Origin of the sequence: Flavobacterium sp. ZT3R18 (assembly GCF_007097385.1) — a bacterium.
Taxonomy (GTDB): Bacteria; Bacteroidota; Bacteroidia; order Flavobacteriales; family Flavobacteriaceae; genus Flavobacterium.
Map to the genome: position 1 here is coordinate 63,329 of NZ_VJZS01000014.1, position 15,783 is coordinate 79,111.

At 35.6% G+C, this 15,783-nt stretch carries 7 protein-coding genes; all 7 read left to right on the forward strand.

Features of this window, described 5'->3' with window-relative positions:
• The first annotated feature begins 120 nt into the window (after nt 1-120).
• Entirely contained in the window at nt 121-1,734 is a 1,614-nt protein-coding gene (locus FNW52_RS14675; protein WP_143378199.1) for an aldehyde dehydrogenase (NADP(+)), read from the forward strand.
• A complete protein-coding gene (locus FNW52_RS14680; RefSeq protein ID WP_143378200.1) occupies nt 1,707-2,717 on the forward strand; it encodes a 4-hydroxyproline epimerase in 1,011 nt (336 codons plus the stop codon). Before FNW52_RS14675 ends, FNW52_RS14680 begins: the two co-directional genes overlap by 28 nt.
• A gap of 150 nt (nt 2,718-2,867) precedes the next feature.
• Entirely contained in the window at nt 2,868-4,103 is a 1,236-nt protein-coding gene (locus tag FNW52_RS14685) for an FAD-binding oxidoreductase (protein WP_143378201.1), read from the forward strand.
• 2 nt (nt 4,104-4,105) lie between these two features.
• A complete protein-coding gene (locus tag FNW52_RS14690; RefSeq protein WP_143378202.1) occupies nt 4,106-5,398 on the forward strand; it encodes an aminopeptidase P family protein in 1,293 nt (430 codons plus the stop codon).
• Nucleotides 5,399-6,352: 954 nt separating this feature from the next.
• A complete protein-coding gene (locus FNW52_RS14695; RefSeq protein WP_143378203.1) occupies nt 6,353-11,248 on the forward strand; it encodes a PKD domain-containing protein in 4,896 nt (1,631 codons plus the stop codon).
• A 261-nt stretch (nt 11,249-11,509) separates the two neighbouring features.
• Nucleotides 11,510-13,669 (forward strand): DPP IV N-terminal domain-containing protein, encoded by a 2,160-nt coding sequence (locus tag FNW52_RS14700; protein ID WP_143378204.1) that lies wholly within the window; start codon nt 11,510-11,512, stop codon nt 13,667-13,669.
• Nucleotides 13,670-14,109: 440 nt separating this feature from the next.
• On the forward strand, nt 14,110-15,780 hold the full coding sequence (locus FNW52_RS14705) for a T9SS type A sorting domain-containing protein (protein WP_143378205.1): 1,671 nt from the start codon (nt 14,110-14,112) through the stop codon (nt 15,778-15,780).
• The last annotated feature ends 3 nt before the right edge of the window (nt 15,781-15,783 follow it).

Below are 15,783 nucleotides of genomic sequence, written 5' to 3' on the forward strand. Positions count from 1 at the left end.
TAGCTTTTTTATAAGTTACCCCTTTAGTAAAAGTTTTGCAGATACAGATATAAATAATGATTTGGGTTTATGTTTTGGGAAGAAAGATAAAACAAGTGAATCAAAATTAAATAACGCACAATGATAACAGGTAAAAATTATATAGGAAGCCAGTTAAAGGCTAGTGGGAATAAAACGTTTAAAACGTTTAACCCTCAGTTAAACACAGAAAATCCATGGTTATTTGTTGAGGCAACTCCAACCGAAATTGAGGAAACAGTTGCTTTGGCAAACGAAGCTTATAAAGTGTATAAAAACTGTCCGGGTAAAGAAAAAGCAGCTTTTCTAAATGCCATAGCCGATGAAATATTGGCGCTTGGAGACGAATTGTTAGCAGTATATTGTGCAGAATCGGGTTTCCCAAAAGGCAGAGCCGAAGGGGAAAGAGGACGTACGATTTTGCAATTGCGCTCTTTTGCAGATATGGTTGCTGAAGGAAATTGGGTAGAAGCAACAATAGACACAGCATTGCCGGAAAGACTGCCTATTCCAAAAATTGATTTACGCAAAATGGTAGTTCCTTTTGGACCTGTAGTGGTTTTTGGAGCCAGTAATTTCCCTTTTGCTTATTCTACAGCAGGAGGTGATACGGCATCGGCATTAGCGGCTGGTTGTCCAGTAATTGTAAAGAGTCACTCTATGCATGTTGGAACCGGTGAGATGGTAGCTTCGGCAGTGATTAAAGCAGCACAAAAAACAAATATGCCAGAAGGGGTATTCTCTAACCTGAATGGTGGCGGAGTAGCTGTAGGAGGTAGTCTTGTTAGACATCCACTGGTAAAAGGAGTTGGATTTACAGGAAGCATAAAAGGAGGTAGAGCCTTATTCGATTTGGCTTCACAACGCCCAGAACCAATTCCTGTTTTTGCCGAAATGGGAAGTATCAATCCAGTAGTTTTATTGCCTCAGGCTTTAGAACAAAAAAGTGCTTCTTGGGCAACGGCTTATGCGGGTTCCATCACTTTAGGGACGGGTCAGTTTTGTACCAATCCGGGACTGCTTTTAGGAATAAAAAGTGATGCATTGAGTCAATTTGTAACGCAATTGTCTAGCGAAATTGAGAAAATTGCTCCATCCTGTATGCTGCATCCTACGATTTTAAATAACTTTACAAATGGCAAAAAAGAATTGCAACAACAAGACGGAGTTACTACCGTTGCTGAAATCAAATCGGAAATAGCACCTAATTATGCTGCACAAACAGTGTTGGTTGTAAATGGAAAAACCTTTTTAGAAAACTCAAGTCTTCATCAAGAAGTGTTTGGGCCTTTTTCGCTTATTGTTCAATGTGAGAATGAAGCGGAACTAGTTGCCATAATAGACAAACTAGAAGGGCAATTAACAGGAACTATCATTGCGGAGGAATCTGAAATTGGAAATTATACCAATGTGATTGCGGCTTTACAAAATAGAGTTGGACGATTAATTTTTAACGGAGTGCCAACCGGTGCCGAGGTTTGTCCTTCAATGTTACACGGCGGGCCTTATCCTGCATCATCTGATTCTCGATTTACAGCAGTTGGAATTCATGCCGTAAAACGATGGATAAGACCGGTAAGTTATCAAAATTGGCCCAATGCCTTGTTGCCAATTGAGTTGCAAGACGAAAATCCATTGGGGATTTTAAGGTTAGTAAATAACAAACAAACGTATTCACACATAGAAAAATGTCAAGAAAAACCTTCTTTTGCGTAGATGCACACACTTGCGGGAATCCCGTAAGAGTTGTTGCCGGTGGTGGACCTAATCTTGTTGGGGCAAACATGAGTGAGAAACGGCAACACTTTCTTTCCGAATTTGATTGGATTCGAAAAGGATTGATGTTTGAGCCCCGTGGTCATGATATGATGAGTGGTAGTATTTTATATCCGCCAAGTAATCCTGAAAATGATTTTGGAATCTTATTTATAGAAACATCAGGTTGTTTGCCAATGTGCGGACACGGAACCATTGGTACCATTACCATTGCTATCGAAGAAGGTTTGGTTACCCCAAAAGTTCCCGGAAAAATCAAGATGGAAGCTCCTGCGGGTTTGGTTGAAATAGAGTATCAACAAACAGGCAAAAAAGTAGATTGGGTTCGTTTAACGAATGTAAAATCCTATTTGGCTGCCGAAGGATTAACTATTGATTGCCCTGAATTAGGAGAAATAAAATTTGATGTAGCCTATGGAGGGAATTATTATGCTATTGTAGATCCTCAAAAAAACTTTTCAGGTGTTCAGGATTTTACGGCTGGTAAGATTGTGCAATACAGCCAAGAAGTTCGTAAGCGTATTAATGAGAAATATCCAAATCTTTTCATTCATCCGGAAAATGATACCATTCGTGATGTGAGTCACTTGTTATGGACAGGAGAGCCATTAGATCCAAGTTCTTCGGGTAGAAATGCTGTTTTTTATGGAGATAAAGCCATCGATCGTTCGCCTTGTGGAACAGGGACTTCGGCGAGATTAGCGCAACTACACGCTAAAGGAAAATTAAAATTGGGTGAAGACTTTATTCATGAAAGTTATATTGGCAGTAAATTTATCGGTAGAGTAGAGGAAGAAACCTTAATTGGAGATATCAAAGCAATAGTACCAAGTATTCAAGGTTGGGCAAAAGTATATGGATACAATAACATCATAATTGATGGCGAGGATGATCCTTATGCGTTTGGTTTTCAGGTAATTTAAGAAGATAATAGAACAAAGAGAAAAGAATAGAGAGAAAAAAGCTAAATGAATATTAAAAAGACATACTTGTTTACCATTTATTGTCTTGTTTCTTACCTCTTGTTTCTATTCTCTTAATTCTTGTTTCTTCTCTCAAATAATAAAAAGTAAATGAAAAAAGTAAGCATAATAGGAGGAGGAATAATAGGGTTGTGTACCGCTTATTATTTGGCAAAAGAAGGCTATCAAGTAGTAGTTTTTGATAAATCAGATTTAAGTGACGGCTGTTCTTACGGTAATGCCGGAATGATTGTCCCGTCACATATTATTCCATTGGCACAACCCGGAATGATAGCACAAGGCATGAAGTGGATGTTTGATAGTCAAAGTCCTTTTTATGTAAAACCTAGGTTGAGTTCTGATTTAATAAAATGGGGGATACAATTTTACAAACACGCCAATCTTAAACACGTCGAAAATTCGATGTTGGCATTGCGTAATTTGTCTCTTCTGAGTAAAGAATTGTATCGTGATTTTGCTCTCGAAAACAATTCGTTTTTTTATAAAGAAAAAGGACTTTTGATGCTTTATAAAACGGATAAAGTGGCAGAAGAGATTAGTCATGAGGCTAAATATGCAGAACATTTAGGATTAGAAGTTGATTATCTTTCAAGAGCAGAAGTGGCAAAGCTGGAAACAGGAACTAAAACCGATGTTATTGGTGCAGTACATTACAAGAGTGATGCGCATTTGTATCCGCAAAAGTTTATGCAATTTATAAAAGAGGAACTAACCCGATTAAACGTTCAAGTTCTGCCTAATATTTTAGTGCAAGATTTCACGTTGAACAACAATATAATTTCTGAAATTATTACAGACAAAGGTACTTTTTCTACGGATGAGGTTGTTTTGGCTGCCGGATCTTGGAGTCCTGAAATTGCTAAAAAATTAAATGTTAAACTAAGTATTTTGCCAGGGAAAGGGTATAGTTTTACTTTGAAAGATCAAGAGAAAAAACCAGCCATCCCAGCTATTTTATGTGAAGGAAAGGTAGCTGTAACTCCAATGAACACCGACATTCGTTTTGGTGGAACCATGGAAATTACACACACCAATGATACGCAAATCAATGCAAAAAGACTTCAAGGAATTGTAAATAGTATCAATGAATTTTATCCTGATTTAAAAGTAAATAGACCAGTAGAGAAAGATACTTGGTATGGATTTAGACCATGTACACCATCAGGAATGCCAATAATAGCGAGAGATAAGAAGATAAAAAACTTGGTATTGGCAACAGGACATGCTATGATGGGATTAAGCCTTGCACCTGCTACAGGCAAAATAATTACCGAAATAATTTCGGGGAAGCCAACATCTGTAAATACTAATATGTTTCAAGGTTAATTATGAGATACCCAGCTATAGTATCCTCTTTATTTAAAAAAAACAGAAGTAATTTTTGTAATGAAATGACTTCCAATGCCATTGCGATTCTTTCTTCTAATGATGTAATGCCTACTAATTGTGATGATGTAATGGGTTTTGCACAAAATAATGATTTGTTTTATCTCTCAGGGATTGATCAAGACGAAACGATATTGTTACTGTACCCGGATGCTTTTAAAGAAGAAAACAGAGCCATTTTATTTGTAAAAGAAGTAAGCGAGCACACTAAGTTGTGGGAGGGAGATTTTTTAACCAAAGCAGAAGTGTCTAAAATTTCAGGTGTTAAAAATGTAAAATGGATTACTGAATTCGAGAAAACGGTACAGCTTTTCGCTTTTGAAGCCGATATTTTTTATTTAGGACATAATGAACATATCAAAAGGGTTACTTCTAAAATGACTACAAGGCAGGACCGCATGATACAATGGTGTAAAGAGAAATATCCTTTGCACCATTATGACAGAGTTGCTAAAATAACACGACAATTACGACCAGTAAAATCCGATGAAGAAGTAGAGCTTATTAAAAAGGCGATTTCTATAAGTATTAAAGGATTTAAAAGACTCTTGAAAGCGGTCAGGCCTAATAGTAAAGAGTACGAATTGGAAGCCGAACTCACTTACGAACTAATTAAGAATGGTGGAACGCGTCAGGCCTTTAAGCCAATTGTGGCTTCGGGGAAAAATGCTTGTGCGTTACATTATAATTCGAATGACGGTATTTGTCAAGACGGCGATATGATTTTAGTCGATTTTGGGGTTTGTTACGGAAATTATAATTCGGATACTACAAGATGCGTTCCTGTAAACGGAAAGTTTTCTCCTCGTCAAAGAGCGGTATATCAGTCCGTGTTGAACTGTTTGAAAGAAGGTTCTAAGTTGTTAAAACCAGGTGTTTTGTCTAGCGATTATGAAAAGCAAATGGCTTCTTTGGTAGAAAAGGAATTAATTGAATTGGGTTTGATTACCAGAAAAGAACTTGTTTCTCAAAATCCAGATGCTCCTGTTTATAAAAAATATTTTATGCACGGTACGGCTCATTATTTGGGACTGGATGTTCATGATGTAGGACTTTATTCCCGTCCATTTGAAAAAGGAATGGTGCTAACTTGTGAACCGGGGATTTATATTCCAGAAGAAGGAATCGGTTGCCGATTAGAAAACGATCTCCTGCTTACGGAGAATGGGAACTATAATTTAACCGGCGCTTTACCTATCGAAATTGAAGAAATTGAGTTTTTAATGAAGCAATAAAATTTATCATTTACACAAAAAAAGGAATATTTCATTCCTTTTTTTGTGTTTTATTTTAACGAAAAAAAGACAATTCCTTTCCAAAACAACACTGCTGTGTCCACTTCGATAACCCTAAAGTGTTGAATCTTAGTATTTTTTAAATAAAAAAAGCTCTGATAGTTAGTTAGTTACAGATTGAAAAAATCTCTTTTTTAGATAAAATGAGGCTGTGGGAGCGGACTCACAACTTATTTTTTTGTGATTTACAGAGATAACCAAAATAACGACAAAAACTATTGAATTTTAAATCAGTATAATCTTGCATAGAAAAATATTTAGGTTACTGGTATGGTTTTTAAAAAGGGTTTTTAAAAAATAAAGCTGTATAAATATTTTTTTTTTTGGAGATAATATAGTATCATGAAAAAATCATGTTAGTAACAAGTTTAATAACAAAATATCTGTCAGTTAATCATTTTCTATTCCTTTTTTACAAATAAATTACCTACGACAAATCTAAAGTTGAGAATTCAGAGAGTTGTTAAGAAATCGTTATTTTATGGTCTTTTTTATGTTTTTAACTGAAATAGTATAGGTAAAAAACAAGCATAAAATCCTAGTATTTTGTTCCTCTATTGAGTAGAGTATAACGGCTCGGAGTTATTTAAAATTAAGTAGAATTAATACGAGTAGATGAATTTTCATTAAATTAAAAAGTAATCATATAGTACCATTTTAAAGAGAGACAATTTAAAAAGAATAATTTATTTGCGTCTTTTTTAAAATACTGGTAGGGACTGGTATGAGTAATTTCAAAACCTTTATAAGTTTGTAAAATATATTTATCATCTATATTAAAATAGGAACAGTTAGATGTAATTCTGACAGTTACATAATGGAGTGTCTTTTTTAATTAGAGATGGTATTATTAAAAACACACAAAAAGGATTAACCCCAAAGAACCCAAAATTAATGAAACAGAAAAACTACTTAGTATTAGTCTTTTTCTTTTTGCTGGCTTTAAACGCTACCGCCCAAAAAAATCCAGGCTGTGGAACAAAACTGTCAGAAAAGGAAGAAGCTATTTTTAGACAAGCGTTGCCTAAAATAGAAGCAGCCAGAAGAGCTGGCCTTGGCAAAAAAAAGGCGTCAGGTCCTTACATTATTCCTGTTGTATTTCATATTTTGAATAACGGTGGTATCGTAACTAAAGAAAATATGAAGTGTCGAATAAACGACGCTCTACTTACGGTAAATAAGGATTTTAATGGTTTGTATCCCTATTTTAACAATGTTAGTCCTTTATTTGAAGGAGTCAAAAGTAAGATGGATATACAATTTGTTGCGGCAACAGTTGATCCCGATGGTAATTTATTAGAAACTCCAGGAATGGATTGGCATGCTGATGCTCATGTTGATTATGGCTATGATCCTAAAATTTTTGATTATATATGGTGGGGTAAAAATGGCAAGTTTTATTTGGATATTGTTATCGTAGATCAGCCCAATAAAATTGGTGAAACGAATGGCTCTGGTCATGCATTTCTTCCAGTTCAGGAAACAATACCTCGTGTAACTTACAACTGGCGTTATATCGGTAGTGCTGCGGCCTGCGGGTCGTATTCAGGTCCAAATTTTGAGAAAGTAATGACACACGAGTTTGGTCATTATTTTGGATTGAAACATACTTTCGAAAAAGATTGTGATCCTATTAATGACGGAATGGCTGATACACCTCCTACTACCCAAGCATTTGGTTGTAACCTGAATGCAGTTAACAGTTGTGGAGTTATTGCCAACTATGAAAATCACATGGATTACAATGTTGAGTGTCAAAAAATGTATACCAAAGATCAAACCATTGCCATGACGTATTGGCTAGATGATTTGACTGTTGCCAAATATCCTAGAGGGTTATTATGGCAAACAAGTAATCTTAGCTCTGTTGGGGTGATAGCAACTGCTCCTATTGCTAAGTTTTCAAGTAACACCACCTCTATTTGCGCAGGGAAATCTATAATTTTTAAGGATGTTTCCCTTGGATTACCAACAGCTAGAACTTGGGAATTTGAAGGAGGAACACCTGCTATTTCTACAGAAAAGAATCCTACCGTAGTTTATAACACAGCAGGGAAATACAAAGTAAAACTGGTGGCTTCAAATTCTATTGGAGATGATCCAGAAGAAATAATAGATTATATAGAGGTTGGTCAAAAAACGTCTGCAGATTTATCGGAGAGTTTTGATGGGATTTTCCCTCCAAAAGGATGGAGTATTACCAATCCTGATGAGAGTTTTGCATGGGAAAAACGCAAAGATGCTGGACACACGGATAAAACTTGTATGGTAATGAATAATGCCGATAATTCCGTTATTGGAGCTAAGGATTATATTAGATTGCCATTTTTCGATTTATCAGCTGGAACCAATAGTCAAATGTTTTTTGATGTTGCTTATACTAAATTTGATGATGCCAGCCCTGATATACTTAAGATACAAGTTTCGACAGATTGTGAAGTGACATGGACTGATGTGTATTCTAAAACGCATACAGAACTGCAAACCACAGAGATTCCAACTGAATTATCAAATGGTTGGATTCCCAAAACCGATGAAAATTGGAGAAAAGAGGTAGTAGATCTTAGTCAATACGTGGGGCAATCGAATGTTACTATCCGTTTTGCCAATATTTCTGGTTATGGTACCAGAATTTGGATAGACAATGTAAATGTTGTTGTCAATAACAGTCCAACTCCAGTTTCGGATTTTACATCTAATGTAAGAAGGACAAACTGTAATAGCTTGAGCGTGCCCTTTGTGGATACTTCTTTAGGAAATCCTACCTCTTGGGCATGGACATTTACTGGCGGAACACCTGCAACTTCTACAGAAAAAAATCCAATAGTTAGGTATAATACGCCAGGATTGTATTCGGTAACTTTGCAAACTTCTAATGCAAATGGAACAGGAACTTCCCTTGGGAAAAACAATTTTATTAACGTTGCTGATCCAGAAGAGACTTCATTTACAGAAGGTTTTGAAGGTGTTTTTCCTCCGGCAGGATGGGAAATCACCAATATAGACAATGCTCTGACTTGGGAGAAACGTTCAGATTCGGGTCATAATTCTGCTTCTTGCATGATTATGAACGATGCCGATAATAAGGTTGGGGACATAGACGAAATTACAATGAAACCTTTGAATTTATCTACAGGGATAACTGATTTTTCTTTTGATGTAGCGTATGCTAAATTTGATAAGGATAGCCCAGATGTTTTAGAAGTATTAATTTCTAAAGACTGTGGTGTAACTTGGAATAAACTATATACTAAAACACATACTATACTTGAAACAGCAGTTAGTTCGGATCCTAATAATTGGATTCCAACTCTTGATTCACAATGGAGAACGGAAAGAATTCTATTGGATAGCTATAAAGGACAATCAAATGTGTTAATTAAGTTTAGAAGTATTTCCGGATTTGGTTCTAGAATTTGGGTCGATAATGTGAAGTTTACTTTTGATAGTAAAGAAAAACCATTTTCTGAATTTAATGCTAGCCAAACAAGTACTAAATGTACTAGCACGAACATTTCATTTTCTGATGTATCTACTGGCAGTCCGATTTCTTGGAGTTGGATTTTTGAAGGAGCAACACCTGCAACTTCTACAGAAAAGAATCCAGTGGTAACTTATAATACTCCCGGCTCTTTTAAAGTTACTATGACAGCAACCAATGCTTATGGAGCTGGAACTCCAAACGAAAAAAGCGGTTACATTAAGATTGTTAAACCAGATGGTGTATCTTTTACACAAGATTTTGAAGGAGCTTTTCCTCCTACAGGATGGGATATTAATAATCCAGATGATAAGTTAACTTGGCAGAAACGATCCGATATTGGCCATAATTCTGCTTCTTGTATGATTATGAACGAAGCTGATAATAATGTAGGTGATATTGATGAAATAATGTTGCAGCCAGTGGATTTGTCCAAAGGGATTACAGACTTTTCTTTTGACTTGGCTTATGCGAAATATGATGAAGTAAGCCCAGATGTGTTAGCAGTTTTGATGTCTAAAGATTGTGGGGTTACTTGGAAAAATGTATATAATAAAACGCATACGGTATTAGAAACTGCGGTAGCAGTTAATGATCCGACTACAGATCTTAATGAAATAAATTTATGGACGCCAACGAAAGATTCAGATTGGAGAACAGAGAGAATTTTGCTAACTGAATACAAAGGAGAGGCTAATGTTTTAATAAAATTAAAAGCGACTTCTGGATTTGGTTCCAGAATTTGGATTGATAATGTGAAATTCACTTTCGACAGTAGCGAAAAACCAGTTTCGGATTTTATTGTAAAAGGAAAAAGTTCTTGTAGTGATCTCCCAATTGAGTTTTCAGATATTTCAACAGGAGAGGCTTCATCTTGGGAATGGTCATTTCCCGGAGGGACTCCAGCAACATCTACGAGCAAAAATCCGAAGGTAATATATAAAAAATCAGGAAGTTATGATGTTTCTTTGGTGGCTGCAGGTGTCTTTGGTGTGGGAAACAAAGCCACTAAAAAGGATTTAATTGTCATTAAACCAAAAAACGAACTTCCTTTTACGGAAAATTTTGCAAATGTGTTTCCTATCCAAGATTGGCAGGTTCTTAATGTTGATAATGATACAATTACTTGGAAAAAAAGTATCAAAGCGGGAAGAGGGGACTTAAAGTGTTTGGTAATGAACAATGCTGATAATCCTTCTAATAAGATAGATGAGTTGATTATGAAATCATTTGATTTCTCCGCTACAGAAACACCGTATTTGCATTTTGACTTGGCTTATACGCAGTATTTAAATGCTTCTGATCCAACACCAGCACCAGACAAAATTGATATTTTGGTCTCCTCAGATTGCGGTGTTACTTGGACAAGTGTGTATTCTAAAAACCAATTGCAATTGCAGACCGTGTCGCCTCCTATTCAAGATGATCCAGCTACAAAACAAGCTAATGAGACCAATGATTGGATTCCTACTCATGATTCGGATTGGAGAAGTGAGGTAGTTGATTTAAGTATTGTTAAAAATCAGCCTAACGTTCTTATTAAGTTTAAAAACACTTCTGGATACGGAACTAGAATTTGGTTTGATAATTTTAATATAAATGATTCGGCAGATCTTAATCCCATTGGTGCCACGATTTCTCAAACTACTGTAATTTGTAGTGGAGGAAATGACGGTACGGCTACTGTAATTGCCACAGGAGGAACTGGAAACTTAACTTATTTATGGTCACCTTCGGGAGGGACAGCAGCCACTGCAACAGGGCTTACTAAAGGGGAATATAGCTGTAGAATACAAGATGTTAGCTTAAGAACGCTTGTAAAAACGATCACAGTTGGAGATGCTGCACCTATTGCTGCTTCCGTTTCAATAACATCAGGAGTTATAACTGTTAATCAAGTTGGTGCTACTTACCAATGGACTAAATGTCCAAATGTAAATATCACTGACGCTATAAATCAATCGTTTCAACCTGTTGAGAATGGAGATTACAAAGTGACTGTTACTTTAAACGGCTGTTCTGCTACTTCAAATTGTATTACTTTTTCAACATTGGGTACTTCTGATTTTGTGGCAAGTCAAGACTTTGTAGTTTATCCTAACCCAAGTTCGGGTATTGTGAATTTTAAATCTGATTTTGATGGAGATTTCAGTATTGTCAATCAATTAGGTCAAACGGTTAAGACCTTTAAAGTAAAATCTGAGGGTGTTAATGTGATCAGTCTGGAGCAACTTAATGATGGAGTGTATTACATTCATGGTAAAAGAGAGAACAAAAAAATATCTCGAAAACTGATAATCAAAAAGTAGTCATGACACGTCATTTCTATTAAATTAAAACTTGCAAGGTTTTGACAACCTTGTAAGTTTGTTTAAATAAGATAGCTTTCTTATTTATTTTATTTCCAATTGTCTGTCTGATAAAAAATAGCTTCTGTTTTTTGTCAGGCAGACAATTGGTTTCATTTTATTTCAAACCGAATAACATTCTTTCAAGCATGTATGCAGATAAACTGTTTTTAAATTCAAAAATATCTTACTAATGTTTAATTTTAAATATAATAAATAATAATGAAAAAGACTTTTATAATCATTTACCTTTTTACCCAAACGATTTTTGCTCAAAACACAATCAATATTGATAGACTGGATTGGTTGCCAAATTCACATTTATTTTGGGTAAATGAGCAGGATAACATCACTGTTTATGATGCAAACGAACTTACTGCAAAGAAAGTAGTTTTAAGCAAAGAACAACTCAAGTCAGCTGGGTTTCAAGGTAAAATTGAGAAACTGGTTTGGAATAAAACGCAGGACAAAGTATTGATTTTTACCAATTCTAAAAAAGTATGGCGTGCCAATACCAAAGGGAATTATTGGTTTTTTGATCTCGTTTCTGGAAAAGGAAAACAATTGGGGAAAAACTTTGAGCCATCATCGCTTATGTTTGCCAAGTTTTCTAATGACAACAAAAATGTTGCTTATGTCTACAAGCATAATATTTATGTGGAAAATACTGAGACTGGGACTGTCAAACCGCTTACGAAAGACGGGACTGCCAAAATAATAAACGGAACTTTTGATTGGGTTTATGAGGAAGAACTCAATGCAAGAGACGGTTTCAGATGGAGTCCAGACGGTAACAGTATTGCTTTTTGGCGTGTAGATGCCAGTGATACAAAGTATCATTTGATGATGAATAATACCGATTCGCTATACTCTTATACTGTTCCTGTTGAATACCCGAAGGCAGGGGAGAAACCTTCGGCTGTGAAATTGGGTATCATAAATATTAATTCAGATAAAACGAACTGGTTAGACATCCCTGGCGAGGCAGATAATAACTACTTGGCTAGAATGGAGTGGACAGGAAATAATGAATTGATGGTTATACAATTAAATCGTCATCAAAATGAGGTTAATGTCTATAAATGTGAAGCCAATACTGGGAAAGCAAACCCAATTTATCAAGAAAAAAACAGCTCTTGGATTGATATTTACGATACTTCTTCTGGAGTATATGATGGTTTTCCGTGTACTATTGTAGATAACGGAAAAGCATTCCTATGGAGTTCGGATGCAGACGGTTGGATGCATGTTTATAAAATTGCGATGAATGGTAAAAGCAAGGAGCTAATCACAAAAGAAAATTTTGACTCTTACTTTTTAGCGTACAATCCCGAAACCAAGACGATTTATACAGCTGCCAGCCCTACCGATGCAACTCAGCAGTATTTATATGAGACTAATTTAGATACTAAAAAAACAAAGCGCAGTACTCCTAGTCAATTTGATGGTACCAATACTTACAAATTTTCTCCAGATGCCGCTTTTGTAAAACACAGCAATTCTAATATCAATCGCAATTGGAATTCACGATTGGTTTCTTTGCAAAAGAACAAGAAAATTTATCCAAACGATGCTGATTTGTTTTCTGCTCCCAAAAGGGATTATACTTTAGAGAAAATTAAAGTCAAAACGATAGATGGAGTTGATATGGATGGTATAATGGCAAAACCACTTGATTTTGATGCTTCCAAAAAATATCCATTATTCTTTTTTGTTTATGGAGAGCCAATGTCGGCTGTTGCCAATGATGTACCTTATTTCAATTCTTTTATTTCGAAATTAATACCAAAAGGATATATCGGAATAGCATTAGATAATCGAGGAACACCAGTATTTAAGGGAACAGAATGGCGTAAATGTATTTATAAAAACATAGGGATTATAAATACACGAGATCAAGCAATGGCTGCCAAAGAAATTTTGAAGTGGCCTTTTATAGATACGGATCGAGTTGCAGTGCATGGCTGGAGCGGGGGAGGAGCGGTGACTTTGAATTTAATGTTCCAATACCCAGAAATTTACAAAACAGGAATTGCCATTGCAGCAGTGACGGATCAACATTTTTATGATAACATATATACCGAACGTTATATGGGCTTGCCTACAGAAAGTGAAGCAGCATATAGTAAAGCATCACCAATTACCTATGCCAAAAATCTAAAGGGAAATCTATTGTACATTCATGGTACTGGGGATGACAATGTGCATTACAAAAATGCCGAAGTCTTGATCAATGAATTGGTAAAGTATGATAAAATGTTTGATTTAATGGTTTATCCTAATCGTACACATAGTATTAATGAAGGAGAAGGAACAAGTCAACATCTAGCCCATACATTCGAAAAATTTATTGAGGAACATTGTCCAGCTGGAGCGAAATGATGTAGATTCTATTTTTTGTATAGTATTCAAAACCAATTAAACGATCTCGTTTAGTTGGTTTTCTTTTTTGAACTGTAGCAGCAAATTTTAATAGAGGAGTGGGGTGTTTTGTTCTAACTAAAACTATGATAAATCGCATTAAATGTAAAATAGATAATATAGTACAATTTAACAGTAAGATAGCATAAATAGTTAGATTAGAACTTACATTAAACTTGTTATTTTAGTATCAGAATCGGATAATTTTTGTATGTAAATTAATCATAAATTTGGCGGATTTTTATAAAAAATTAAGTGATTAATTATTTTATAAATAAAAAAAGCGAATTTTTTTATCCTCTACTAGATTGAATATATGAAATCGCCATGACAGTAGTTGTCGCAAACACCAATGAAGATCTGGCGATACCATATTCCAACAAAAACAATATAATCTACATATGAAAATTAAATTACTTCTACTATTACTTATTTATCCTTGTCTTTCTCAATCGCAAGATATCCTTTGGGAAAAATCATACGGGGGACTACATTCCGACTACCTTTTTGACGCACAACCTACTGCCGATTATGGATTTATTTTGGCAGGAAGTTCCTTGTCTGAAAAAGCAGGTAATAAAACAGAGGATAATCATGGCGATTTAGATTACTGGGTATGGAAAATGAATGAAAAAGGAGATCTTGATTGGCAAAAGAGTTTTGGAGGAAGCGGATTCGATTTACTTCAAAGTATCAAAAACACCAAAGATGGCGGCTTTATTTTGGCGGGTACTTCTAGCAGTCCTCAAACTCCAAAAGGCAAAATTGGAAACAAAAAAGACGACTGTAAGGGATTAACCGACTTTTGGGTCATCAAACTCAACGCCAAAGGAGAAGAGCAATGGCAAAAGACAATTGGTGGCAGTGGGCAGGATGAATTAGTTTGTGCTTTTCAGACTATAGACGGAGGTTATATGTTGGGAGGGTTATCCAACAGTATGTCAGATTCTATGATAGAAGCGAATGAGAGTGGAATCATGGATACAAAACAAGATTTGCCAGGTAAGACTGAAAATTTCCGTGGTAATATGGATTATTGGATTGTAAAATTAGACAATAAAGGAACTGTGCAATGGCAAAAAACATTTGGAGGCGAGTATGTAGACCTACTTAGAAGCATGGAACAAACCTCAGACGGTGGTTATATTATAGGAGGTTATTCAAATTCTCCACGCTCAGTAGACAAAACAGATGATGTAATAGGAATTGGAGATTATTGGATTATAAAAATTAACAATAGTGGTAAAATCGAATGGCAAAAAACGTATGGAGGCAATGGCGACAATCAACTCTATGTGATTCATCAAACAGAAGATGGTGGTTATATCGCTGGAGGGAATTCAAACAGCACAACACCTCTTACTCCTACGGGAGGCAATGTTGCTAACGGAACAGATTGTTGGATATTAAAACTAAATGAAAAGGGAGAAGTCGTTTGGAGTAAAACCTATGATTTTGGAAAAGTAGATATTTTGACTTCTATGGTAGAAAATAAGGATCATACTTTTTTGATAGGAGGTTATGCTATGAGCGAAAGCGATCAAATTCCTAGAGGTGGCTTACAATTGCTAAAAGTAAGTGGAGATAAGGAAGGCATTAATGATTATATCGCTTTTAAAATTAGTGATACCGGAGAAGAACTTTGGAAAAAGACCGTAGGAAGCAAAGGCGAAGATATTCTAAGAAAGCTAATAGAAACCAGAGATGGAGGATATTTGCTCGCGGGGACTTCAAACTCTAAATCATCTAGAGATAAAAACTCAACAATTGGAGGAAATGATTTTTGGGTAGTAAAATTGAAAGACAAGCAAAAACCAGAAGAAGTAAAAGTCCGTATTGAGGCAATCCCAAATCCTGTCAGAACTTTTACCAATATCATTATTGGATATGATTTTGAGCAAGGAACTGCATCACTCTACGATATTACTGGACGACAGTTGCAACATTTTGAAATAGATAGCCGAACCGTTCCCATAGATTTAAGTAATTATCCAGAAGGAATCTATGTGGTTAGTATAAAGACCAATGTGCATACTGATGGGGTGAAACTGATTAAAGGAGGTAAAAAATAATGG